This window comes from Arthrobacter sp. Bi26, from assembly GCF_918697925.1.
Classification (GTDB): Bacteria; Actinomycetota; Actinomycetes; order Actinomycetales; family Micrococcaceae; genus Arthrobacter.
The window spans coordinates 50,247-74,895 of sequence record NZ_CAKKMF010000008.1; the positions used below are offsets into that span (position 1 = coordinate 50,247).

Annotated in this window: 21 protein-coding genes; 12 read left to right on the top strand and 9 right to left on the bottom strand. The window is 67.0% G+C overall.

From position 1 onward, the window contains the following. Positions 1 to 185: 185 nt before the first annotated feature. From gcvH to LQV16_RS03495, 5 genes are all read left to right on the top strand, one after another. Complete coding sequence (gene gcvH, locus LQV16_RS03475; protein WP_229992549.1) at positions 186 to 572, top strand: glycine cleavage system protein GcvH; 387 nt, start codon at positions 186 to 188, stop codon at positions 570 to 572. Positions 573 to 731: 159 nt separating this feature from the next. Continuing rightward, positions 732 to 1,208, top strand: a complete 477-nt coding sequence (locus LQV16_RS03480; protein WP_229992550.1) for an FHA domain-containing protein — start codon at positions 732 to 734, stop codon at positions 1,206 to 1,208. An 18-nt stretch (positions 1,209 to 1,226) separates the two neighbouring features. Further along, the gene (locus LQV16_RS03485) at positions 1,227 to 1,949 is read left to right on the top strand and encodes a MerR family transcriptional regulator (protein ID WP_229992551.1); all 723 of its coding nucleotides are present in this window, start codon (positions 1,227 to 1,229) and stop codon (positions 1,947 to 1,949) included. Then, entirely contained in the window at positions 1,949 to 2,452 is a 504-nt protein-coding gene (locus LQV16_RS03490; RefSeq protein ID WP_229992552.1) for a bifunctional nuclease family protein, read from the top strand. The genes LQV16_RS03485 and LQV16_RS03490 overlap by 1 nt, the downstream gene beginning before the upstream one ends. A 350-nt stretch (positions 2,453 to 2,802) precedes the next feature. Then, entirely contained in the window at positions 2,803 to 3,399 is a 597-nt protein-coding gene (locus LQV16_RS03495; protein WP_018772320.1) for a MerR family transcriptional regulator, read from the top strand. A 93-nt stretch (positions 3,400 to 3,492) separates the two neighbouring features. On the opposite strand, the gene LQV16_RS03500 is transcribed toward LQV16_RS03495, so the two are convergent. Continuing rightward, on the bottom strand, positions 3,493 to 4,368 hold the full coding sequence (locus tag LQV16_RS03500; RefSeq protein ID WP_229992553.1) for a ParA family protein: 876 nt from the start codon (positions 4,366 to 4,368) through the stop codon (positions 3,493 to 3,495). A gap of 318 nt (positions 4,369 to 4,686) precedes the next feature. Between LQV16_RS03500 and LQV16_RS03505 the strand changes: the two genes are divergently transcribed. Further along, on the top strand, positions 4,687 to 8,082 hold the full coding sequence (locus tag LQV16_RS03505) for a pyruvate carboxylase (protein WP_229992554.1): 3,396 nt from the start codon (positions 4,687 to 4,689) through the stop codon (positions 8,080 to 8,082). 88 nt (positions 8,083 to 8,170) lie between these two features. Here the strand turns inward: LQV16_RS03505 and LQV16_RS03510 are convergent, their stop codons facing one another. Further along, the gene (locus tag LQV16_RS03510; RefSeq protein ID WP_229992555.1) at positions 8,171 to 9,994 is read right to left on the bottom strand and encodes a long-chain fatty acid--CoA ligase; all 1,824 of its coding nucleotides are present in this window, start codon (positions 9,992 to 9,994) and stop codon (positions 8,171 to 8,173) included. Between the two features lie 235 nt (positions 9,995 to 10,229). Here LQV16_RS03510 and LQV16_RS03515 point away from each other — a divergent pair, with 235 nt between their 5' ends. Further along, positions 10,230 to 11,321 (top strand): ROK family glucokinase, encoded by a 1,092-nt coding sequence (locus tag LQV16_RS03515; protein WP_229992556.1) that lies wholly within the window; start codon positions 10,230 to 10,232, stop codon positions 11,319 to 11,321. A 64-nt stretch (positions 11,322 to 11,385) separates the two neighbouring features. On the opposite strand, the gene LQV16_RS03520 is transcribed toward LQV16_RS03515, so the two are convergent. From LQV16_RS03520 to LQV16_RS03530, 3 genes are read right to left on the bottom strand one after another with little or no spacing between them, the layout of a single operon-like run. Then, positions 11,386 to 12,120 (bottom strand): hypothetical protein, encoded by a 735-nt coding sequence (locus LQV16_RS03520; protein WP_229992557.1) that lies wholly within the window; start codon positions 12,118 to 12,120, stop codon positions 11,386 to 11,388. Then, a complete protein-coding gene (locus LQV16_RS03525) occupies positions 12,113 to 12,916 on the bottom strand; it encodes an alpha/beta fold hydrolase (RefSeq protein WP_229992558.1) in 804 nt (267 codons plus the stop codon). The genes LQV16_RS03520 and LQV16_RS03525 overlap by 8 nt, the downstream gene beginning before the upstream one ends. Next, on the bottom strand, positions 12,913 to 13,728 hold the full coding sequence (locus LQV16_RS03530; protein WP_229992559.1) for an alpha/beta fold hydrolase: 816 nt from the start codon (positions 13,726 to 13,728) through the stop codon (positions 12,913 to 12,915). The genes LQV16_RS03525 and LQV16_RS03530 overlap by 4 nt, the downstream gene beginning before the upstream one ends. Before the next feature lie 113 nt (positions 13,729 to 13,841). Between LQV16_RS03530 and LQV16_RS03535 the strand changes: the two genes are divergently transcribed. Together LQV16_RS03535 and LQV16_RS03540 are read left to right on the top strand one after the other, a co-directional pair. Next, the gene (locus tag LQV16_RS03535) at positions 13,842 to 14,693 is read left to right on the top strand and encodes a lysophospholipid acyltransferase family protein (RefSeq protein WP_229992560.1); all 852 of its coding nucleotides are present in this window, start codon (positions 13,842 to 13,844) and stop codon (positions 14,691 to 14,693) included. An 88-nt stretch (positions 14,694 to 14,781) separates the two neighbouring features. Continuing rightward, complete coding sequence (locus LQV16_RS03540) at positions 14,782 to 16,173, top strand: class II 3-deoxy-7-phosphoheptulonate synthase (RefSeq protein WP_229992561.1); 1,392 nt, start codon at positions 14,782 to 14,784, stop codon at positions 16,171 to 16,173. A 130-nt stretch (positions 16,174 to 16,303) separates the two neighbouring features. On the opposite strand, the gene LQV16_RS03545 is transcribed toward LQV16_RS03540, so the two are convergent. Then, the gene (locus LQV16_RS03545; protein WP_229992562.1) at positions 16,304 to 18,475 is read right to left on the bottom strand and encodes a PASTA domain-containing protein; all 2,172 of its coding nucleotides are present in this window, start codon (positions 18,473 to 18,475) and stop codon (positions 16,304 to 16,306) included. A 103-nt stretch (positions 18,476 to 18,578) separates the two neighbouring features. Then, positions 18,579 to 19,952 (bottom strand): lytic transglycosylase domain-containing protein, encoded by a 1,374-nt coding sequence (locus tag LQV16_RS03550; protein ID WP_229992563.1) that lies wholly within the window; start codon positions 19,950 to 19,952, stop codon positions 18,579 to 18,581. Positions 19,953 to 20,259: 307 nt separating this feature from the next. Here LQV16_RS03550 and LQV16_RS03555 point away from each other — a divergent pair, with 307 nt between their 5' ends. Beyond that, entirely contained in the window at positions 20,260 to 20,613 is a 354-nt protein-coding gene (locus tag LQV16_RS03555; RefSeq protein WP_026538795.1) for an Rv2175c family DNA-binding protein, read from the top strand. A 118-nt stretch (positions 20,614 to 20,731) separates the two neighbouring features. Here the strand turns inward: LQV16_RS03555 and LQV16_RS03560 are convergent, their stop codons facing one another. Together LQV16_RS03560 and LQV16_RS03565 are read right to left on the bottom strand one after the other, a co-directional pair. Next, a complete protein-coding gene (locus LQV16_RS03560) occupies positions 20,732 to 21,826 on the bottom strand; it encodes a polyprenyl synthetase family protein (protein ID WP_229992564.1) in 1,095 nt (364 codons plus the stop codon). After that, positions 21,823 to 22,350 (bottom strand): hypothetical protein, encoded by a 528-nt coding sequence (locus LQV16_RS03565; protein WP_229992565.1) that lies wholly within the window; start codon positions 22,348 to 22,350, stop codon positions 21,823 to 21,825. Before LQV16_RS03565 ends, LQV16_RS03560 begins: the two co-directional genes overlap by 4 nt. Positions 22,351 to 22,561: 211 nt before the next feature. On the opposite strand from LQV16_RS03565, the gene dinB reads away from it, so the two are divergent. Together dinB and LQV16_RS03575 are read left to right on the top strand one after the other, a co-directional pair. Continuing rightward, on the top strand, positions 22,562 to 23,722 hold the full coding sequence (gene dinB, locus LQV16_RS03570) for a DNA polymerase IV (protein WP_229992580.1): 1,161 nt from the start codon (positions 22,562 to 22,564) through the stop codon (positions 23,720 to 23,722). Between the two features lie 317 nt (positions 23,723 to 24,039). Further along, entirely contained in the window at positions 24,040 to 24,411 is a 372-nt protein-coding gene (locus tag LQV16_RS03575; RefSeq protein ID WP_229992566.1) for a DUF3040 domain-containing protein, read from the top strand. Positions 24,412 to 24,649: the final 238 nt, after the last annotated feature.

Sequence of the window (24,649 nt, forward strand, 5' to 3'; positions counted from 1 at the left end):
TGCGGGTCCGGAGGGTCCCGGCGCCCCGGTTGTTCACGTTCCTGACACACAGCGGCGCATGTTCTGACATCGCACCATCTTCTCAGATCCCTCCCCGGCCCCTGCCGGATATGCCTATACTTTCAGCGGCGGCTAGAACAAACGACTGCCGCCGCATAGGTGATTGACCCGATGAAAGGCCCGTCATGAGCATCATTCCCGAAGACCTGTCCTACACCGCAGAACACGAATGGGTTTCGGCCCCCAATGCTGACGGGATTGTGCGCGTCGGCATCACCGATTTTGCCCAGGACGCCCTCGGGGATGTCGTCTACGCCCAGATGCCTGAAGTGGGGACAACCATCAAGGCCAATGACGTGGTTGGAGAAGTCGAATCCACCAAGAGCGTCAGCGACATCTACGCCCCCGTGACGGGCGAGGTGGTGGCCCGGAACGAGGCTCTGGACACCGATTCCGCCCTTATTAACTCGGATCCGTACGGTGACGGCTGGCTGATCGAAATCAAGCTCGCGGAAGCCGACGCGGTAGAGTCCCTGCTCAGTGCATCCGAGTATGAACAGCAGGTAGGCTAAAGACAGAGGTCGTTCGGTCCGGGGTCGCCGGAGTGTGTTGTTGGGATAACAAAACAAGCCGCGCCCCGCCGAAAGGCCTCAATACCGGGACTGCGAGGCTTTTCCGGACGGCATGCGTTGTTTGCAGGGGGGACACCTGCAACGAATGAGGAGGACTCAATGTTTGGGCACGAACGGAACGACACCGGTGACGGTTACGGCACGGGTGGAGTGAAAGCTTCGGAGACCACGTCGATCAACCTCACTCCGGTGCGCGATGAACCCAACTTCACGCCGAAGCTCTCGGCCGAGGAGCGGGTAGCGGTCGAGGCCCTTCCCTTCGGATCGGCCCTGCTCGTGGCACACAGCGGCCCCAACGCCGGCGCGCGGTTCCTGCTGGACTCGGACGTCACGACGGCGGGCCGCCACCCGGACGCCGATATCTTCCTCGACGACGTCACCGTGTCCCGCAGGCACGTGGAATTCCGCCGCACCGCGCGCAGCTTCGAGGTAGTGGACACCGGGAGCCTGAACGGCACCTACGTCAACCACGACCGCGTGGACTCCGTGGAACTGAAGTCCGGCAACGAGGTCCAGATCGGCAAGTTCCGCCTCACCTTCTACCTCAGCCCTGCCCGCGCAGCAGGCAACGTCTGATTCCGGGGGTAGCTGCCTGTGGCCACGGCACATGCGGATCGGCGCGGACCCCAGGTTCTGAACATCGGGGAAGTCCTGGCTCAACTGAGCGACGACTTTTCCAGCATGACGGCGTCAAAAATCCGGTTCCTTGAGGAAAAGGGACTCATCAACCCGCAGCGGACCCCTGCCGGTTACCGACAGTATTCCGAGAACGACGTCGAACGGCTGCGCTTCGTTCTGTCCCTCCAGCGTGACCAGTACCTGCCGCTAAAGGTCATCAAGGACTACCTTGACGCGATCGACCGGGGCGAACGGCCGGAAAACCTGCCGGCAGGGGTCACGCTCTCCCCGCGGGTCGTCTCCGAGGAGCTCGCCACCGAGCTGCAGAGCCGTGCGCGCCGGCTCAGCGAGGAGCAGCTCCGTGCTGAATCCGGGGCGAGCGTCCCGCTGCTGGAATCCCTCTTGAGCTACGGCCTGATCGGGCACGTGAACGGCAAGTTCGACGAACACGCCCTGCAGGTGGCGCGGGCTTGCGTCCAGCTGGAGAGCCATGGCCTGGAGCCCCGCCACCTGCGGCCGTTCCAGGCGGCTGCCGACCGCGAATTCGGGCTCGTGGAACGCGCAGTGGCCACGCTGACGTCCCGCAAAGACGCGGCCTCCCACGCCCGCGCCGCCGAGGCTGCCCGGGAAATCAGCGACCTCTGCCTGTCCCTGCACCAGGCGCTGGTCCATGACCGCATCTCAAGGATGGACATCTGATGATTGAGGTGGAGATTGTCGGCGTGCGGATTGAGTTGCCGTCCAACCAGCCGCTTGTCCTGCTCAAGGAAATCCATGGTGAGCGCCACGTGCCGATCTGGATCGGGACTCCGGAAGCCAGCGCCATTGCCCTGGCCCAGCAGGGAGTCGTCCCGCCCCGGCCGATGACCCACGACCTCCTGGTGGACGTTGTCGAGGCCCTCGGCCACAGCATCGTCAGCGTCAACATCGTCGCAGTGGAGGACAACATCTTCTACGGGCAGCTGCAGTTCGAGAACGGAACCACCGTAAGCTCCCGCGCCTCGGATGCCCTGGCGCTTGGCCTGCGCGCCAAGTGCCGGATCTGGTGTGCCGACGCCGTCATGGACGAGGCCGGCGTCCGGATCACCGAACACGACGAGGGCGAGGACACGCATCCCGGACCCGCCGTGGACGAGGAAGGCGAACTGCGGCGCTTCCGCGAGTTCCTCGACGACGTCGAACCGGAAGACTTCGGCGGCTGAACTGCCCGGCAACCGGAGCCAAGGAGGCTGCCGGGGTTGTTGGTGCGCCTGTTACGGGTGAGGTTTCTGAAACGCCGGGGACAGCTGTGGCGGCGCCAAACGTTAAAGCCGAGGATGAAACTTTCGACACGCCCGCCGAATAGCCCCAACGTCTTTGACCTTGGGCCCTGGCAGGCCTAACGTCGGAGGTACAAGTTCCCATTGCATACGGTAGCCGCGCAAGTCACACTGGAAAGTGCAGCCCCGGCTGAATTACACGGGTGAAGTCATCATCCTGTGTCGTGCAGCTGTTCACAGATAATGCTGCCGATGCAACTTACCCAGGGGAACCCACAACAAGGAGGGTCCACGTGAGTCCGAAAGGCGAAGCAGGCGAGCTGAAGCAGGCCGCAACGGCCGGCGTTGCTGTGCCCGCCAGCGGTGCCCAAGGCCTGCTGTTCACCGAGGATCTTCCCGTTCTGGACGAAGATGCGGGCTACCGCGGGCCCACCGCCTGCAAGGCGGCCGGCATCACCTACCGCCAACTCGACTACTGGGCACGCACCGGACTGGTTGAGCCCGCCGTCCGCGGCGCAGCCGGCTCCGGCTCCCAGCGGCTCTACGGTTTCCGCGACATCCTGGTCCTTAAAGTAGTCAAACGGCTCCTGGACACCGGCGTCTCCCTGCAGCAGATCCGCACCGCCGTGGAGCACCTGCGGGAGCGCGGCGTCGAAGACCTCGCCCAGATCACGCTGATGAGCGACGGTGCGAGCGTCTACGAGTGCACGTCGGCGGATGAAGTGATTGATCTCGTCCAGGGCGGCCAGGGGGTGTTCGGCATCGCCGTCGGCCGTGTGTGGCGCGAAGTTGAAGGAAGCCTCGCAGCCCTTCCCAGCGAACACGCCGCGGACCAGTCCTTTCCCGACGACGAACTGAGCAAGCGCCGCGCGGCCCGCAAGATCGGCTAGCACACACCGTTACAGACAAGACTGAGGCCGCCTCCCGGACAGGGAGGCGGCCTCAGTTCGTTGAGCGTTGCGCCCGGGTGCGCCGGTCGCTGGTCAGCGCTGGCTGCGGTCGCGGACGGTGCCGGCCGGGGCCGCGCCGTTGGGATGCAGCAGGTTCTGCAGCAGGGCATCGAAGAGTCCGGCCGCATTCTTGGCCGAGTCTCCGGGCCAGTGGTGGATGGAGTGGGCCGCGCCCTGGATTTGCTGCCAGTTGGCCTGCTCAGGGATGTGCGGGCTCAGCAGCAGCTGGCCGAACATGGATTCCATCTCCGAGAGCCGGAACGTGTGTTCGGCCGAGCCGCTGCGCACCCGGTTGGCCACGATGCCGGCGGGGGACAGATTGGGCGCGAATTCCTGCCGGAACAGCTGGATGGCGCGCATGGTGCGCTCCGTGCCGGCCACCGAGAAGAGTCCGGGTTCGGCCACCAGGGTCACCTTGTCGCTTGCGGACCAGGCCATCCGGGTCAGGCCGTTCAGCGACGGGGGACAATCGACCAGGACGAGTTCGTAGTTCGTGGCGCCGGCCAGCACAGTGGAAAGCCGGCGGAGGTCGCGGCGGCCCAGGTCAGGCCGGTCGTAGATGCCGGTGTAGGCAGAGCCGACGGCTACGTCGAGGACTGAGGTTGCAGCGCCGGCTTGCGTTCTACCATTGGCGCGGCCGTTGGCGGCGCCGTTGATCCTGGCGCGCTCCACCCAGCCGCTGGGAACCACGTTGTCCGCCAGGTGCGCCCGCCGGGGCGACCTCAGCATCCTGCCGATATCGAGCTGATCGTCCGGGCTCACGCCGAGGGCGGTGCTGGCGTCAGCGTGCGGGTCAAGGTCAACGACGAGGGTGGGGATGCCGGCGGCCAATGCTGCCGATGCCAGTCCAGTGGTCACGGATGTCTTGCCGACACCGCCTTTGAGGCTGCTGATGCTCACTACTTGCACTTGAAAAACCAATACCTAACGCCGGTTGCCGAGACGGGGTCGTGCCGGCTCCTGCGTTCTTCGGAGCCGGGGCGTGCATGCGCCACCCACCCACTCATCATATGTTGATGCTCCGGCGAATCCCGTTTCATCCGGCGCGGGGGCGCCGGAACCTCGCGAACCGGGCCGGCGGGGAAAGCTCTATGGCCGGGGCCCTGCCCATCGCAGCGTCCGTGACGGATAATGCTGTGACAGTGGCCACAATGATTTGTGTTTGCCCGCACAGGTCCTAGACACTGTGAGCACTTACCGATACGCCCGCGATGATGCAGGAGAAGTATGTTTTCTAAGATTCTGGTGGCCAACCGCGGCGAGATCGCGATTCGCGCTTTCCGCGCGAGCTACGAGCTGGGTGCCAAGACTGTCGCTGTGTTTCCCCACGAGGACCGCAACTCTATTCACCGCCAGAAGGCCGATGAGGCGTATCTGATCGGCGAAGAGGGCCACCCGGTCCGGGCGTACCTCGACGTAGACGAGGTGGTGCGGGTCGCCAAGGAGTCCGGGGCGGACGCCATCTACCCCGGCTACGGCTTCCTCTCCGAGAACCCGCGCCTGGCGCGGGCCGCGAAGGCGGCCGGCATCACGTTCGTCGGCCCGCCGGCGGAGGTCCTGGAACTCGCGGGCAACAAGGTTGCCGCCCTGGAGGCCGCCCGCAAGGCCGGCGTCCCGGTGCTCAAGTCCAGCCAGCCGTCGAAGGACATGGACGAGCTGATCGCCGCCGCGGATGAGATCGGCTTCCCGATCTTCGCCAAGGCCGTCGCCGGTGGCGGCGGGCGCGGCATGCGCCGCGTGGACACCCGCGAAGCGCTCCCGGAGGCCCTGCAGGCCGCCATGCGCGAAGCGGACGCCGCGTTCGGGGACCCCACCATGTTCCTCGAGCAGGCCGTCCTGCGCCCGCGGCACATCGAGGTCCAGATCCTGGCCGATGCCCAGGGCAACATCATGCACCTCTTCGAGCGTGACTGCTCCATCCAGCGCCGCCACCAGAAAGTGGTGGAGATCGCACCGGCCCCGAACCTCGACGAAGGCATCCGGCAGGCGCTGTACCGCGACGCCGTGAAGTTCGCGAAGGCGCTGAACTACGTCAACGCCGGTACGGTCGAATTCCTTGTCGACACAGTAGGGGAGCGCGCCGGCCAGCACGTGTTCATTGAAATGAACCCGCGCATCCAGGTCGAGCACACCGTCACCGAGGAAGTCACCGACGTCGACCTCGTCCAGGCGCAGCTGCGCATCGCCGCCGGTGAGAGCCTCGCGGATCTGGGCCTGTCGCAGGAGAGCGTCCAGCTCAAGGGCGCCGCCCTGCAGTGCCGCATCACCACGGAGGACCCGGCCAACGGCTTCCGGCCCGACGTCGGCAAGATCACCGGCTACCGCTCGGCCGGCGGCGCCGGTGTCCGGCTCGACGGCGGCACCGTCTACTCGGGTGCGGAGATCAGCCCGCACTTCGACTCGATGCTGGTCAAGCTGACCTGCCGCGGCCGCAACTACCCGGCCGCCGTCGCCCGCGCCCGCCGCGCCCTCGCCGAATTCCGCATCCGCGGGGTGTCCACCAACATCTCCTTCCTGCAGGCCGTCCTCGACGACGCCGACTTTGTCGCCGGGGATGTGGCCACTTCGTTCATTGACGAACGGCCCCAGCTGCTGAAGGCGCGGGTCTCCGCAGACCGCGGCACCAAGCTGCTGACCTGGCTTGCCGACGTCACCGTCAACAAGCCCAACGGCGAACTGCGGGTCCACACGGACCCGGCGGACAAGCTTCCGGCCCTCGATGACACTGAGGCCCGGCCGGGGTCCCGGCAGCGGCTCCTGGAGCTCGGCCCGGAAGGATTTGCGCGGGCCCTGCGCGCGCAGGACGCCGTGGCTGTCACGGACACCACCTTCCGCGACGCGCACCAGTCCCTGCTGGCCACCCGTGTGCGCACCCGCGACCTCGTGGCGGCCGGTCCGGCCGAGTCCAAGCTGCTCCCGGAGCTGCTGTCGGTCGAGGCCTGGGGCGGGGCAACCTACGACGTCGCCCTGCGCTTCCTCGGCGAAGACCCGTGGGACCGTCTTGCTGCCCTGCGCAAGGCAATGCCGAACCTGTGCCTGCAGATGCTGCTCCGCGGCCGCAACACCGTCGGCTACACGCCCTACCCGGAAGAGGTCACGGTGGCGTTCGTCAACGAGGCCGCCGCCACGGGCATCGACATCTTCCGCATCTTCGACGCCCTCAACGACGTCAACCAGATGGCCCCGGCCATCCGGGCCGTCCGCGAGACCGGTACCGCCGTCGCCGAGGTCGCCCTCTGCTACACCGCGGACATGCTGGATCCGGAGGAAACGCTCTACACCCTGGACTACTACCTGGAGCTGGCGCAGAAGATCGTCGACGCCGGGGCGCACATCCTCGCGATCAAGGACATGGCCGGGCTGCTGCGTCCGGCTGCCGCGGCACGCCTCGTCTCGGCGCTGCGGGAGCGGTTCGACCTCCCCGTCCACCTGCACACCCACGACACCGCAGGCGGCCAGCTGGCCACGCTCCTCGCGGCCGTGGATGCCGGCGTGGACGCCGTGGACGTGGCCTCGGCCTCCCTTGCCGGAACCACCAGCCAGCCCTCGGCCTCGGCCCTCGTCGCCGCGCTGGCCCACACGCCGCGCGACACCGGCCTCAGCCTCGCGAACGTCTGTGCCCTCGAGCCCTACTGGGAAGCCGTCCGCCGGGTCTACGCGCCGTTCGAGTCCGGGCTGCCGGGCCCCACCGGCCGGGTCTACCAGCACGAGATTCCGGGCGGACAGCTGTCCAACCTGCGCCAGCAGGCGATGGCGCTGGGCCTGGGCGAGCGTTTCGAGGCGATCGAGGACATGTACACCGCGGCGGACCGGATCCTCGGCCGCCTGGTGAAGGTGACGCCGTCGTCCAAGGTGGTGGGCGACCTCGCCCTGCACCTGGTGGGCCTCAACGCCGATCCCGCGGACTTCAACGAGAACCCGCAGAAGTACGATGTCCCGGATTCCGTGATCGGCTTCCTTTCCGGCGAACTCGGCGACCCGCCCGGCGGCTGGCCCGAGCCCTTCCGGACCAAGGCGCTGCAGGGCCGCAACGTCAAGGTCCGCGACGTCGAGCTCAGCACCGAGGACAGCGCCGCGCTCAACGGCGACTCCAAGACCCGTCGGCGCACCCTCAACCGGCTGCTCTTCGCCGGTCCCACCAAGGACTACGAGAAGAGCGTCGAGTCCTACGGCAACCTTTCGGTGCTGGACACGCGCGACTACCTCTTCGGGCTGCAGCGCGGTGCGGAGCACGAGATCGAACTCGAGAAGGGCGTCCACCTGATCGCCTCGCTCGAGGCCGTCTCCGAGCCGGACGAAAAGGGCATGCGGACGGTCATGTGCACGCTCAACGGCCAGTCCCGGCCCGTGGTGGTCCGTGACCGTTCAGTGGTGAGCAACGTCAAGGCCGCCGAACGTGCCGATGCCTCCCAGCCGGGCCAGGTGGCCTCGCCGTTCGCCGGTGCCGTCACGCTGACCGTCAAAGCCGGCGACACGGTCAAGGCCGGCGACACGGTGGCCACGATCGAGGCCATGAAGATGGAAGCGTCCATCACGACGCCGGTGGCCGGCACCGTGGCGCGCCTCGCCGTCGGCTCGATCGAACAGGTCCAGGGCGGGGATCTGCTGCTCGTCGTCGAATAGCGGCAGCAGAAACAACCCGGAACACAGACAAAGGGTCCTTCCAGCCGAAGCTGGAAGGGCCCTTTGCTGTGGTGCGGGCGTCCGTTGCCTACGCGAGGGTGGGACGTTTGGCGCTGTACATCTCCTCGATCACGTTCTCGAAGTCCTTGAGCACCTGCGCCCGCTTGACCTTCATGGAAGGGGTCAGATGGCCGGAGGCCTCGGTGAAGTCGGCCGGCACGATCCGGAAGGACTTGATCGCCTCAGCCTGGGACACAGACTGGTTGGCGTGGTTGATGAGCTCCTGGACGGCGGCCTTGACCGTCGGGTGCCCGGCAGCCTCGGCAAGCGAGGTCGAGGCCGGGAGTCCGTGGCGGCCCAGCCAGCCGGGAAGGGCCTCTTCGTCCAGGGTCACAAGGGCGCCGATGAACGGGCGGTTGTCGCCCACCACGAGCACCTGCGAGACAAGCGCGTCCGCCCGGATCTGGTCTTCCAGCAGGGCAGGAACCACGTTCTTGCCGCCCGCCGTGACGATGATTTCCTTTTTGCGCCCCGTGATGGTCAGGAACCCCGCCTCGTCCAGCTGGCCGATGTCTCCCGTGCGGAACCAGCCGTCCTCGTCGAAGGTCGCGGCGGACAGGTCATCGCGCTTGTAGTAGCCGCGCATGACGCACACGCCCTTGGTGAGGATCTCGCCGTCGTCCGCGATCCTGACGGAGTTGCCGGGAATCGGGGCGCCAACGGTGCCGATCTTGATCAGGTCCGGGGTGTTGACCGTGACCGGCGCCGTGGTTTCGGTCAGCCCGTACCCTTCCAGGATCTGCATGCCGATGCCTTGGAAGAAGTGGCCCAGCCGTTCGCCGAGCGGGCCGCCGCCGGAAACGGCATGGGCGACGTGCCCGCCCATGGCGGCCCGAAGCTTGCTGTACACGAGCTTGTCGAACAAGGCGTGCTTGAGCCTCAGCACGAGCCCCACCTTGCCGGCCTGCCGGGCCCGGGAGAATTCGATGGCGGTGTCCGCAGCGCGGTGGAAGATGGCGCCCTTGCCGCCGTCCTCGGCCTTGGTCAGGGCGGAGTTGTAGACCTTTTCGAAGACGCGCGGGACGGCGAGGATGAAGGTCGGTTTGTAGCTCTGCAGATCCGGCAGCAGGTTCTTGATATCCGGTGTGTGCGCCACCGTGACGCCGGCTGCGACGGCCAGCACGGAGATGAAGCGTGCGAAGACGTGGGCCATGGGCAGGAACATGATGGTCCTGGCCTGCTCGTGCACGATCTTGCCCAGCGACGTGACCAGGGCGTTCTCGGACAGTTCCACGAAATTGCCGTGGGTCAGCTCGCAGCCCTTGGGCCGGCCGGTGGTTCCTGAGGTGTAGATGATCGTGGCGATATCGTTCAGGGACGCTTGGCCGCGCCGCGCTTCGAGCTCGGCGTCGCTGATGCCGGCTCCAGCCGCACGGACCTCCTCCAGGCTGTCGCCCTCGAGCTGCCAGACATGACGCAGGGCCGTGAGCCCTTCGGAGGTGGCGGCCTGACGGATGATGTCCTCGTGATGCGCGGATTCGCCGAACGCGGCTACCGCGCCGGAATCGCCAAGGTTCCACGCCACCTGGGAGGGGGAGGAGGTCTCATAGATCGGGACCGAAACGGCGCCGGCGAACCAGATGGCGAAGTCGATCAGGGCCCATTCATACCGCGTGCGGGACATGATGCCCACGCGGTCGCCGGCCGCCACGCCGCTGGCCATGAGGCCCTTGGCCAGGGCCGACACGTCGGCCAGGAAATCCGTGGCGCGGACGTCCTGCCACTGGCCCGCCGCGTCGAGCCGCGAGAAAAGCGCAGGGTTGGAGGCCTTGGCCGCCTGGCGCACTACGAGATCGGTGACGTTGGTGTCCGGATCGACATTCACCAGTGGCGGGACAATGATTTCTCGCACGACAGCTCCTTAGGTATCCATAGGCCCGCAAGGGGTACCGCTAAGCCTAGTATGCGGTTCCCCCAAGGTGTGTTCTGCGACACCTACTGGCCGGTAACTTTACGGGCGGGCCCGACTTTCCGCCAGTCTGGATGCTGCGGACACCGGCGCGGCGTAATGCTCCGCGTCGTGCTGGCGCGTCGTGCTGCGGGGGCGTTCGCGGCTGCGGCGGTCCCGGCGAATAGAATGGGGCACCATGCAGACACCAACACCTGGCCGGCAGCCCGGCCTGCGCGGCCGGACCGCCGCCTGGCGGAGCAGGACCGTGGCCGGAGCGGCGGCCGCCACGGCCGGGCACGACATCCGCTCACACCTGCGGCTGGGCCGCAAGGGCCTGGCGATCGGCGTCGACATCGGGGGAACCAAGGTTGCTGCCGGGGTGGTCGATGCCGAGGGCCGGATCCTCAGCCAGGCTAAACGCTCCACTCCGGGCAATGACCCGCGCGCCGTGGAGCAGGTCATTGTCGAGCTGGTCGAGGAACTGGGCGCCGGGCACCGGATCTGGTCGGTCGGCATCGGCGCCGCCGGCTGGATGGACCTCGACGGCGGTACCGTTCTCTTCAGCCCGCACCTGGCCTGGCGCAATGAACCGCTGCGCGAGAACCTGCAGCGGCTGCTGCGCCGCCCCGTCCTGTTGACCAACGACGCCGATGCTGCCGCCTGGGCGGAATGGCGCTTCGGCGCCGGACAGGGACAGAACCGCCTGGTCTGCATCACCCTGGGCACCGGGATCGGCGGCGCCATGGTGATGGACGGACGGCTGGAACGCGGCCGCTTCGGCGTGGCGGGGGAGTTCGGCCACCAGATCATCATGCCGGGCGGGCACCGCTGCGAGTGCGGCAACCGCGGCTGCTGGGAACAGTACGCCTCAGGCAATGCGCTCGGCCGCGAGGCCAGGGAACTGGCCGCTGCTAATTCTCCGGTTGCCCAGGAGCTGCTCAAGGCTGTGGACGGAGACGTGGGACGGATCACGGGCGTGATTGTGACCGAGCTGGCCAAGGCCGGGGACCAGACCTCCTGCGAACTCCTCGAGGACGTCGGGGAATGGCTGGGCCTTGGCCTGGCGAACCTCGCAGCGGCCCTGGACCCCGGAAAGTTCGTGATCGGCGGCGGACTGTGCGATGCCGGCGAGCTGCTGGTCGCGCCGGCCCGGAAGGCCTTCGCCCGGAACCTAACCGGCCGCGGTTTCCGCCCGGCGGCGGAGATCGAACTGGCTGCCCTCGGACCCAACGCCGGACTGATCGGCGCGGCCGACCTCTCCCGGGTCAGCAGCCGGATGCACACGTAGCAGCGCGATGTAGCCAGCCCTGAGATACAGGCGGAGTAGCTGGTGGCCTAAATGAGCGGGTGGGCTAGATGCGCGCCCCGTCGTCGTGCTCGTCTTTCTCGCCGGGCAGCTTCATGATCAGGAAGACCACTGCGGCCGCGAACGCGGCCACCATGCCAAGGATGGCCACCAGCGGCGCCGACCGCCAGAACATTGCCGAGAGCACGAGCGCAATCGGGCCGCCCACCGCGCCAATCCAGGCAAGGACAGTCATCGGATCTGCCCCGGCCAGGCTGGGCGGCTCCTCCGGGACGAACGCGCCGTCGTCGTCGTCGGGCTCGTAGTCGCGGGGGCCGGGCGCAGTATCCGGTATCTCGTTGGTGCCCGCAGCCGGCTGCCCCGGGGCCGGGGCGAGGCGCTCCTTGGCGGAGAGCTCGATCGGTGCGGCGCCGGAGAGGCCCAACGGGTCAAAATCCCGGAACGTCCGACCCGGAGGGGAACCAGCGCCGGAACCAGCGCCGGAGCCAGCGCCGGAGCCGGCCCCGCCGCCGGCAGCGCTTTCGGTTCCGTCGGCCGGCCCGCCGGTTGCCTCGTCCCCGGCTGCCCCGACCCCTTCAAGCCTGGCGACGAGATCCAGCCAGACGGCGTCGTCGTCGGCCAACTGTGCGTCCGAGGCGGGGGAGTCCTGGGACTCATCGGCCTGGGACTCAGGGGGCTGGGGCTCCTGGTGCGCGGTGGCGTCCGGGCCGGAGTGCCGGGCATCGGCGGGGTCCGGGTCCGGAGTCTCGGGATCCGGGAGGTCGGGGTCTGGTTTAGTCATTGGCCGTGTCCTTCCGGCTGGCGCGGGCCGCGCCCGGACTGGCTGCGGAGGCAACGGACCGGACAAATTCGGCTGTGCCATGGAAGATCTCGGGCGCGTCGTTGTCCATAGTAGCCACGTGGTAGCTGTTTTCCAGACGGACCACCTCGAGCGGGGCGTTGGTCAACCCGCGGCGCAGGGCCACCATGCTGGATTCGGACACCACATGATCCACTGCTGAACGGTACACCCGGACAGGAGCCGTGATGCGGGGCAGCAGGCGCACGGTGTCCTTGAACATCTTGTTGAGCTCGTGCGCCGCGGCCACCGGCGTGCGCGGGTAGGCACCCTCATCCATGTCCGGCTTGAGGATGTCATTGGCGATCGCAGGGGTGCTCTTGAGGACGAACTTCAGGACGCCGGCCAGCGGGGCACGGGGATCATCGATGACCAGGCCGGGGTTGACCACCACAACCCCCGCCACGGGACGGGTGGCCGCAATCCGCAACGCCAGGGCACCGCCCATTGACAACCCCGCCACGACCACGATGTCGCATTCTTCCGCTAGCTCCAGGTAGGCCGCGTCCAGGGCCGCATGCCAGTCCTGCCAGCGGGTCTTGGCCAGCTCCTGCCAGCTCGTTCCGTGCCCCGGCAGCAGGGGCAGCCGGACGGCGAACCCGGCACCGGCCAGCGACGACGCCCAGTCCCGCACACCGTGCGGGCTGCCGGTGAAGCCGTGGGACACCACGACGCCGGTCCGGGGGCCGGTTCCCGTGAACGGGCTGCTGAACGGCGAGTGGTCCGGAAGGATGCTCATGTGGTCTCCGAGGGGGCGGTGGGCGGCATGGTGGACCGTGTGTGGGTGGCGTGGGCGTGCTGAAGGAAGAAGCGGACTGATTCTTCAAAGAGTAGCGGCGCATCGGCGTCCAGGGTGGCAACGTGCCCGCTGTGCGGCAGCGGGATCACGGTGAGTTCCCGGGATCCGAGCCTCCTGCGCAGCAGCGCCAGGGACGACGGCGGGACCACGGCGTCGGTGGCCGACTTAAAGACCAGGGCAGGAGCCTGCACTGCCGGCAGGTCCCGCAGGGTCGCGGAGAACAGCCGGCGCAGCTGGTGGACGGCGGCCAACGGCGTCAGCGAGTAGTCGCCGTCGTCGGTGGCGGCCGCCGTGGAATTCTCCTCCTGAAGCGGCATGGTGGTGCGCTGGAAGTATTTGAGCAGTCCCACGATCCTGACCCTGCGGTCATAGAAGCTCAGGCCGGGGTTGACTGCGGCCACGCCGGCCACGCTGTGGCGGGCCGCGGTGCGCAGCGCTATGGTGCCGCCCATGGACAGCCCCGCGACGTAGCAGTCGTTGGTCCGGGCGGCCAGGTCCAGGTACGCCGTTTCAAAGCTCGTGTACCAGTCCTGCCAGCGCTGCCGGGCGAGATCCCGCCAGTGGGTGCCATGCCCGGGCAGCAGTGGCACCGATACCGCGAAGCCCTGGGCGGCGAGGTGGTGGGCCCACGGCAGGACGCTGTGCGGGCTGCCCGTGAAGCCGTGGCAGATGGCCACGCCGGTCCGGGCGTTGGGGCCGTGGCCGGGGTAGCTGAAAGCGGCGGGCGCCGGGGGAGTGCTGCTTTCAGTCATGAGCCCATCGTGTCACCCTTGGCGGCAAAACTCACTAGAGTAAGGTGTCCATTGAAGTCCTGGCCGGACCCGATTTGGGCGGCCGGCCAGACGCCTTCCGGAGAGGTCACCGAGTGTTTTATTGGTTCATGAAGACGTTTGTCCTGGGACCGGTGCTGAAGCTGCTGTTCCGGCCCTGGGTCAAGGGCCTGGACAACGTCCCGGCCGAGGGCGCCGCGATCCTGGCCTCGAACCACCTCTCCTTCTCGGATTCCATCTTCATGCCGGTCATGGTGCCGCGGCCCGTCGCATTCCTGGCAAAATCCGAATACTTCACCGGCACCGGGATCAAGGGCAGGCTGACCGCCGCCTTCTTCCGGCTCACCAACCAGCTCCCCATGGACAGGTCCGGGGGAGCCGCGTCCGCGCAGTCCCTGAACGCTGGCATGGACGTACTCAGGAACGGCTCGCTCCTGGGCATCTATCCCGAGGGGACACGCAGCCCCGACGCGCGCCTCTACCGCGGCAAGGTGGGCGTTGCCCGCCTGGCGCTGCAGGCCCGTGTACCGGTCATTCCCGTGGCGATGATCGGAACGGACAAAGTCCAGCCGATCGGCAAGCGCGTCCCCAATATCCGTCGCATCGGCATGATCTTTGGCGAACCGCTCGACTTCAGCCGCTACTACGGGATGGAGGATGACCGGCTGGTCCAGCGTTCGGTGACTGACGAGATCATGTATGAACTCATGCGGCTGTCCGGTCAGGAATACGTGGACGAGTACGCCGCCGTCGTGAAGCTCCGCCTGGCGGGCAAAGCGCAGGAAGCAGCGCCGGACAAGGCCTCCGCGGGCCCCGATGCGGCGCAGGAAGCGCCCGCCGACAAAGCCGCCGACAAAACATCAGAAAAAACGCCAGACAACGCTCACAACCCCGGTGCGCCGACGGCGGCCACGGAAGACGGCCCCGAGGTTCCCGGGACTGCCTAACTGGCGCCACGGGTGCCATGTGACGGCAACGGAGCAGTCAATGACAGGCAGGGCCGCCGAACCTCGTTGGGGCAACTATCCTTAGAGGGTGACCGAGCTATCTGAGAAACCAGTTTCCCCGCTGACCAGCACCGCCCAGAGCGGAGCCGCCAACTATCCCGGACTGGACAACTGGCGGGAACTCCCGGCCTCGCAGCAGCCCACGTGGTCCGACCCGGCTGTGTTTGAGGCGTCCGTCAAGGAACTTTCCGTCCTCCCGCCCCTCGTGTTCGCCGGCGAAGTGGACATCCTTCGTGAACGGCTCGCCGCTGCCGCGCAGGGCAAGGCATTCCTGCTCCAAGGCGGCGACTGCGCCGAGACCTTCGAAGCGGCGACGGCGGACAAGATCAGCGCACGCGTCCGGACCATCCTCCAGATGGCCGTCGTCCTCACCTACGGTGCGGCCATGCCCGTCATCAAGATGGGCCGCATGGCTGGCCAGTTCGCCAAGCCCCGCTCCTCCAACGACGAAACGCGCGAGGGCGTCACCCTGCCGGCCTACCGCGGCGACATCGTTAACGGCTACGACTTCACACCCGCTTCCCGCGCCCACGACGCCGGCCGGATGCTGAAGGCTTACCACACCTCCGCCTCGACGCTGAACCTGATCCGTGCCTTCACCCAGGGTGGCTTCGCGGACCTGCGCCTGGTGCACCAGTGGAACAAGGGCTTCACCGAAAACCCGGCGCACGCCCGCTACGAGTCCCTGGCCCGGGACATCGACCGCGCCATCAAGTTCATGTCCTCCTGCGGCGCCGACTTCGAGGCACTCAAGCGCGTGGAATTCTACGCCAGCCACGAGGCGCTGCTGCTGGACTATGAGCGCGCCCTGACCCGCATCGATTCGCGCACGGGGCTGCCCTACGACACCTCGGCGCACTTCCTGTGGATCGGGGAGCGCACCCGCGAGCTGGACCATGCACACGTTGACTTCCTCTCCCGCGTCCGTAACCCGATCGGCGTGAAGCTCGGCCCGTCAACGAGCGGCGACGACGCCCTGCGCCTGATAGACAAACTGGATCCGGACCGGGAGCCCGGCCGGCTTACCTTCATCACCCGCATGGGCGCCAGCAACATTCGCGAGAAGCTGCCGGCGATCGTCGAACGCGTCACCGCCTCCGGGGCTCAGGTCCTGTGGGTCACCGACCCCATGCATGGCAACACGGTCACCTCGCCCAACGGCTACAAGACCCGCAATTTCGACGACGTCATCGACGAAGTGCGCGGATTCTTCGAAGTCCACCACGCGCTCGGCACCGTCCCCGGCGGCCTGCACGTGGAGATGACCGGCGACGACGTCGCCGAATGCCTCGGCGGAGCCGACCCGATCGACCAGGAAGCCTTCCTGGACCGCTACGAGTCGGTCTGCGATCCGCGCCTGAACCACATGCAGTCGCTCGAAATGGCGTTCCTTGTGGCCGGAGCCCTCGCCAAGCGCTGACCCGCGGCACTAATCGACAACAGAATTCGCTGAAAAACGCAGACAATAACGCTGCTAAAAAAGCTCCGCCCGGCTGATGCAGCCGGGCGGAGCTTTTATGTGGAGCAGGTCTGCCTTGAGCCGCGTGCGGTCAGACCACGGTCAGGGTGACAAGCGAGCCTTCGGGGACGGCCGTGTTCACGGGATCCTGGGCGCGGACTGTTCCGAAGAATCCTCCCAGGATCTCATCGATCTGGACCTCGAAGCCGAGCTTTTCGAGGGCCTCCTTGGCTTCCGAGGCCTGTTTCCCGATGAAGCTGGGTACCTCGACGAGCTTCGGACCCTTCGAGATCGTCAGGGTGACCGATCCGCCCTTGGTCAGGTTGCCGGAGGCCGGGTCTTGCGCCACGACGGAACCCTTGGGCACCTTCCGGTCATTGACTGTCTCCGGGGAGACCACGGCCTTCAGCCCGGCGGCTTCGAGCGCGCTCACGGCGGCACGCTGCTCCTGGCCGCGGACATCCGGGACCGGAATGGGCTGCGGGCCCTTCGAGACGGTGAGGCCCACGGGCGTCCCGTGCCGCACCGGATTGCCGCTGCGAGGCGCCTGGGCAAGCACCGTGCCGGCAGGCGCCGATTCATCGAACGTCTCGGTAATCGGACCCAGGGCCATTTCGGCGGCGTTGAGGGTGGTCTTGGCCTCGTCCAGGGTCTTGCCGGTCAGTTCCGGCAGCGGGAACAGTTCCGGGCCCTTGGAAACGGCAAGGGACACGGGCTGGAACTTGCGGATGACCTCGCCTGCGTTTGGTTCCGAGCCGACCACCAGCCCCGGCGAGACGTCGTCGTCGAAGACATCCTTGACGGTGGATTGGAACCCGGCGGTGCGGAGCAGGTCCTGGGCCTCGGCAACGGTCTTGTTCGCCACCGGGGGGATCGTTCCGGGCGAGCCCGGTCCCATCCCGAAGAACCAGCCGGCGACGGCGGCGAGCAGCGCCGCGACGACGAGCAGGACGATCCACAGCAGCCCGCGGCGTCGCGGGTTCCCCTCGTGCAGGGTCTTGGTGGGCGTGGCCGCGGCGCGCTGGCGCGCCTTCTCCTCGTCCCGGTCCAGCTTGCGCTGGGCGCGCTTGCTGGGGGCAACCGCAACTGCCGCCGGGTCGTCGTAGCCGGCGGCGCCGTCGTAGGCCGCCTCGTCCGGAGTGGACAACGGACCGTAGGACGGACGCCGCGGGGCACCGGACATCACGGTGGTCGGGTTGCCGCTGGCGCGGGAGATCATCTCGGTGGGCCGGGCAAGGCTGCCGTATACCTCAGTGTGTAATTCCGTGGGCGCCTCGGTGGGCGGCTTCACGTAGGTTGTGTCCTGAGTGTCGTGCGCGTCCGGCGCCGGGCCGGCACTGCCGGGCCGCCGGTTCGGCGGGGCGGCCACGGCCGGCAGCGGGCTGAGGATAGCCGCCGGCGGTACGAGGTCGAGCTCGGCGTCGCTGAGGTTGGTCCTGATGTGCCGGAGCTCGGACAACAGTGCGCTCCCGTCGACGGGGCGTTTGTCCGGGTCCCGGTCCGTGCACCACTGGACGAGTTCGTCGATCTCCGCAGCCAGTCCGGGAACCTCCAACGAGGGAGCTCCCACGGTGGAATTGACGTGCTGGTAGGCGACCTGGATGGGCACGTCGCCGTCGAACGGCTGCCGGCCCGTAATCATCTCGTAGAGCATGATCCCTACGGAATAGATGTCACTGCGCGCGTCTGCCTGTTTACCCAGGACGAGTTCGGGGGAGAGGTAGGCGACAGTCCCGATCAGGGCGCCGGTGCTCGTGGACGTCGAGATGGCGCGTGCCAGGCCGAAGTCGCCGAGCTTGATCCGCCCGTCGTCGGCGATCAGGACGTTTTCCGGTTTGATGTCCCGGTGGATCATTCCGGCGGCGTGCGCGGCGCCGAGCCCTTCGACGACCGGATCGATCAGCGCCAGGGCCAGCCGGGGAGACAGGGCGCCCTTGTCGTTGAGGACGTCCCGCAGCGTGTGGCCCTTGATGAACTCCATGACCAGGTAGGCGAGCCGGCCGTCTTCACCCTGGTCCAGGACGCCCACCACGTGGGGATGGGAAAGCCGGGCGGCGGCCTTGGCTTCGCGGCCCAGCCGGTCAAGGAACTGCGGGTCGTCGGCCAGATGGGGATGGAGCACCTTCAGCGCGACGTCGCGCTCGAGGCGCTGGTCTGTGGCGAGGTACACGGTGGACATCCCGCCGCGGGCAAGCCTGGATTGAACCTGGTAGCGGTTGTCCACCAGGTTCCCTACGAGAGCGTCCGACACGTATTCTTGCACCTTACAATCGTAGTCGCTGGACAGAAACGGGCCCGAATCAACATGCGATCCGGGCCCGTAGCGTCACGCTCCGTTGTCAGGGAGCCTGTGCTGGTGTCTGTGCTTAACCGAACAGGCTCCGGTTGGCCTTGATGGCCGCGACGTATCCCTTGGTGTCCTCGAACATGCCATTCTGGCTCACCGAGTACTGGCCCTGGTAGTAGCCGGCGATCGCAGTGTCCAAGTCAGGGCTCGTGCGGACCAGCTGGCGGATGATCGCTACGCCTGCCGTGGCGTTGTCGTACGGGTCCAGGAGGTTCAGCTTGCGGCCCACGAGATCGGAGGCCCACTGGCCGGAGGACGGGATGACCTGCATGGTGCCGATCGCGTTGGCCGGTGACACGGCACGCTGGTCAAAGCCGGATTCCTGGAAGGCAAAGGCCAGGGCGAGGCTGGCATCCACGCCCATGCGCCGTGCCGTGTCCGCCACGATCGACTTCATCTGCTGATGGCTGGGCACGGGAGAGGCGTTGAGCAGCGCCTTGTTCTGGTTGGCCGAGCTGACCACGGCGGCCGGGTAGCTGAACCCGAGGAACGTGCTGGGCACGAGGGGCGTGGTGGCAGCAGGCTTGCTCGAAGCCGGCGCGATCGTCGACGCACCGGGGATGACGAGCTTCTGGCCCGGGTAGATGATGCTCGACATCGTCAGCCGGTTGGCCGAGAGGACATCCGAGAGCCTGACGCCGTTGCGGGCCGAGATGCCGGAAAGGGTATCGCCGGCTTTGATGGTGTAAGAGCCCGAGCTGGCCGGCGCGGGTGCCGACGACGCGGGCTTTGTCGCGGCCGGAGCCTGGGTACTGGAACCGCCGCCGACCTTGACCTTCTGGCCGGGGTAGATCACTGAGCTCATGCCAAGCCCGTTCCACTTGAAGAGCTCGGAAAGCCCAACGCCGTGGCGTGCGGCGATGGCGCTCAGGGTGTCGCCTGCCTTCACGACGTAGACGCGGCCAGAGCCGGAGGTAACAGAGGCGGAACTGGCCGGGGCGGCGGGCTTGGTTGCCGGGGCCGGCGTCGAGCCCGTGAGCTTGATCTTCTGCCCCGGGTAGATGATGGTGTTCGCCTGCAGATTGTTCAGCTTCAGCACGGCGAAGGTGTCCAGGCCGTAGCGGCCGGCAACGGCACTGATGGTGTCGCCGCGGGCGATCGTGTAGACGGCGGGAGCCGCGGACTGCGCGGGCCGCATGGCGCTTGGCAGCGTTGCCGGAACGGAGGCGGAGGGGATCAGTGCCGCCTTGAGGGACGTCGTTGCGTCCGCCTGCGCCTGGGCTCGCATGGCAGCCGCGAGGGTTGCGGGGACCGAGCGTACACGCGATTCGGCTGCGGCCGGCTGGGCGATCGCCAGGGAGGAAAGCACGACGGCGGGAAGCGCCGCCGTCGTGGCCGCGATCAGCGGCAGGCTGCGCCCCGGACGGAGCTGTGGCGAACGTGAGGTCGTCATTGGAAAGATCCTCTTCTCAGCGGCAACGCTGCGGTCAGGCCGGTGGAACTGGTGTTACCAGTGTGACAAAAGTTATTTCTGTTACAAATGTGATCTATGTGAATGTCTCATGAATTGGCAATTAGCACAAGAACTGTTTGGCATTCCACAAACCACTCTCCGGCGGAGTGTCGGGCAATTGGTGTCCCGGCGGGGTCCCGGGTGAACCCGGGCGGCATTGCCGCCGGTGGGATGGGCTATGGCCGCTGCCGTCATTTCTGCGCCTGCCGACTAGGCGGCGGGGCACCCGTCGTGGCAATCTTTATGCGTGAGTAATGTAGAAAGCCTCGTGGGCGAATGGCTGCCCCTGCCCGATGTCGCACAGCTTCTGAACGTATCTATTACCAAGGTCCATGCACTTTTGGACGAGCGTGCGCTGGCGGCTGTGAGAATCGGCGACCGGCGCATCCGGTCCGTGCCTGCAGCTTTCATCCAGGACGGGCACGCAGTGGAGAGCCTGAAAGGCACCATTGTTGTCCTCTCGGACGCCGGGTACTCCGATGAGGAACTGATCAACTGGCTCTTTACCCCGGACGAGTCCCTCCGCGGCCGGCCGATCGATGCCCTCCGGGAAGGGCGCAAGACCGAAATCCGACGCAGGGCGCAGTCACTGGCCTGGTAGGAGCCCGCTGGCAGCATCAAGGAGCCGGCAGCATCCCCAAGACGTGCCATGACGGGCCGTGTACAGCGCAAGCCGCTGTGCACGGCCCGCTGCGTTTTGGTCCGGTGTTTCGTTCTGATTAGGCGGCGCGGCTGACCGTGGCCTCTGCCAGCCTGCGGAGCGCGGTCTTGGGCAGCTCCTGAAGCGGCAGGAGGTCCAGGGCGGCGAAGGCCGCCTTGCCGAATTCCTCGATGAGTACCTCGGTGGCCTGGAGCGCACCGCAGTCCACGATGATCCGCCGGATCTCCTCGATGTCCGCGTCGCTGAGATCGGGGCTGCCCAGTTTGGCGTCGATGAACTCTGATTCGGCCGCCGAGGCCTGGTCCAGGGCGAAAGCCACCAAGACCGTGCGCTTGCCCTCACGGAGATCGTCCCCGGCAGGTTTGCCCGTGGTGACGGGGTCGCCGAAGACGCCAAGGACATCGTCCCGCAGCTGGAACGCCTCGCCGAGCGGCAGGGCGAAGGCGGAATAGCCGCGCAGCAGCTCGTCGCCGGCGCCGGCCAGGGCGCCGCCGAGAGCGAGCGGGTGTTCGGTGGAGTACTTGGCCGACTTGAACCGGATGATGGACTGGGCCCGGCTGACTGCCCCGGCGCGGTCCCGCCTGGGCCCGGCGACCTCTTCGAGGATGTCCAGGTACTGCCCGGCCATCACTTCGGCACGCATCAGGTTGAAGATCAGCCGTGCCGGGCTGCCCGAGGCGGCGCGGTGGCCGATTTCCGTGAAGGATTCCTCGCTGAAGGACAGGCAGAGATCCCCGGTCAGGATCGCTGCCGCGTGGCCGAACCGCTCACTGTCCAGCGCCCAGCCCTGGGCCTCGTGCAGTTCAATGAAGCGGCGGTGGACGCTGGGGCCGCCCCGGCGGGTATCCGAGCGGTCAATGATGTCGTCGTGGATCAAGGCCGCAGCCTGGAACAGCTCCAGGGCTGAGCCGGCTGTGACCACCTCGGTGGCGCCTGCCTCCCCGCCCGCGCCACGCCACCCCCAGTAGCACATGAGTGCCCGCAGGCGCTTTCCGCCCGTGACCAGGTTTGAGATCGAGCCCATGAGCGGATCGATGTCCTGGGAGATCGAGGACATGACGGCCTGGCGGCTGGTCAGGAACTCCGTCAGCTGGCCGGCGACGGCGGCCACGTAATCCGCCTGCTCTAGCCTTAGCTGTTCAGCGAGACTCACTTGACGGACTCGGCAGCGACGTTCGCGCCAATCGTGAACGTGGACACGCCTGCTTTCTGCATGACGGAGATGTTCACAGTTTCGTTGTCCCCGCGCAGGAAGTCCTTCGAGGGCAGGGCGCCCACGGTTTCACCGGGTACGGCCTTGAAGCCCTGTGCCTCCAGCGTCTTGGTGTGGAAGGCCAGGACATCTGCGGCAGGGGCGGTGATGCTGCCGACCAGTGCCACGGTTGCCGGCACGGTGGTCTTATCGAAGCTGCTGGAGACCAACTTGGCCCCGGGCATGAGCGGCAGGAGCTTCTGCGGGAAGCCGGGAACCAGCGCGCCAACCGTCGCCGACGTGCCGGGCTGCGCCGAAGGGCTGGGGGGAGCCGTGGTGGAGGACTGCGCAGATGCGGCCGGGTTCGACGCCGACGACGCCGCCGGGCTCGCGGAGCCGGCGGGCGTGCATGCGGCCAAGGCCAATAACGCGCCCGCCGCCGCGATGGCTGCTGCGGCACGTTTGCGCTGTCCAAATACCTTCACAGGGACTTTCCTCCTGGTGTTGAAGCGGAATCAGCCTCCAGTTTAGTCAGTCCCCGGGCATAGGATTGAAGACGTGGGGCCGGACGCAGACAATCAGCAGAGAGTGCAGTCAAATGTGCACCCTCGGGGGCTGCCGAATGCGCAGCCCCACAGCCAGCTTCCCGGCCGCCTGAGCGGGGATTCCCTGCTGGAACTGAGGCGCAGCAGCATCATGCATGTGGACATGGACGCGTTCTTTGTTTCCGTGGAGCTGCGCAGCCGTCCCGAGTTGAAGGGAAGGCCCGTGATTGTGGGCTATCCGGCGGACCGCTCCGTGGTGCTGTCCGCGTCCTACGAGGCCCGGGCGTTCGGCGTCAGATCAGCGATGCCTATGGTGGTGGCGGCACGCATGTGCCCCTCGGCTGTCATTATCGAGCCCCGCCACAAGCTCTACTACGAAGTCTCCGGCCAGATCATGGAAATCTTTGGCTCCATCACCGATCTCGTCGAGCCGCTCAGCGTGGACGAGGCGTTCCTGGACGTCGGGGGAGCCATCCGGCGGCTCGGTCCGCCCCGTGAGATTGGCGAACTGATCCGGGCCCGCGTCTTCCGGGAATTGGGAATCACGGCGTCGGTGGGCATTGCCGCCAGCAAGTTTGTGGCCAAGATCGCTTCCACCCGGTGCAAGCCGGACGGGCTGCTGCTGATCAGGCCCGAGGAAACCGTCCCGTACCTGCACAGCCTTCCCGTCAGTGCGCTGTGGGGCGTCGGCGGCAAGACAGTGGAAGTGCTTGCCCGCAGGGGGATCCGGACGGTGGCAGACGTCGCCGCCTCGCCGCTGCCCTCGCTGCGGAAGCTGCTGGGCGCGTCGGGGGAGCATGTCTACCGGCTCTCCTGGGGCATCGATCCGCGGCCCGTGACGCCGGTCCGGCTGGAAAAGAGCATTGGAGCCGAAGAGACGTTCGCCACTGACACTGCGGATGACGCCCTGCTGCACCGTGAGCTGCTGCGGCTTTCGCACCGGACCGCGGAGCGCCTCCGGGGCGCCGGCATGCACGCCCGCACCGTGGCGCTCAAGCTGCGCTACGCGGACTTTTCCACCATCACCCGCAGCCGCACCGTCAGCACACCGATCGACAGCGCCCAACTTCTTTACGCCGTGGCAGTGCAGCTCCTGGAATCGGTAGGTGAGAGGCCCATGACAGTCCGGCTCGTGGGCATTCGGGCCGAACAGCTGGAAGAGGCTGCCCACGCCCCGCTCCAGCTCAGCCTGGACCGCCGGGACGACAACTGGCGGGCCGCCGAACAAGCCCTCGATGCTGTCACCCGGAAATTCGGCAATAAGTCGGTTCTACCGGCACGGCTCCTGGATCCCGGGGGCCCCCTCGAGTGAGCCCGGCGCAGGGACCGGCGCAGGAATATGGCGGCCCCGCCCCGACAAGGGCTCCAGCGAGGGGTTTCGGACACGGGACAGGGCCTTAAGACTGTCTTTCAGAACAGGCCGCAACAATCTATCCTTATTAATACCTAGGTTTAGGACTACTGGATCGACCGTTCGGGCGACCCGGCCAGCTAAGACCGGCACGGGACTGCTGAATTGCCCCTTTCACCAAGGGCGGTGAATGGGAACCTCTTCGGAATCCCGGGCGTTAGGCGATTAGGGCACTGGATACGTCACGCCCGGACGTTGGCAGACTTGAGGAGGTCGTGATGCCGCTCTCGGAACACGAACAGAAGTTGCTGGAGCAACTTGAGAAGCAGCTGAATGAGGACGACCCAAAGTTTGCAAGCTCGATGGGATCGGTCCCCGGACGCTCTTGGTCCACACGCCACCTCGTCATGGGCGTGCTCGCGACTCTCGCGGGCGTGCTTCTGTTATTGGTCGGCGTGTCCACGCAAATTATCATCGTCGGGGTTGTGGGCTTTGTAGTGATGGGCGCCGGCGTCTATTTCGCCACGATGCGCAGTTCGGCTGTGGGCAGGTCCCGGGCAGCCGGCGGCCGCAAGCAGGGCAAACCCAGGAACTCGTTCATGAGCAACCTTGAACAGCGCTGGGACGAACGGCACGGGGGCGAGTCCTGAACCAATCCGTGACGGCCCCTTAGGCCCTCCACTTTCCGCCACCGGCTCTCCGGGGGACGGCGCGAGACCCGCTTCGGCGGGTCTTTCGCCATTTAAAGCAGAAATTTTGCTCCGGTTCTTGCCCGGGTTCGCCGCGATCGGGCCATAAAAGGGGCGGCGCCGTCGAATTGATTCACCCTGGCGCCGGTCCGAACCGTGAATCGGCCAGGGCGAGTGAGGCAAGCAGGAAAAATCACTC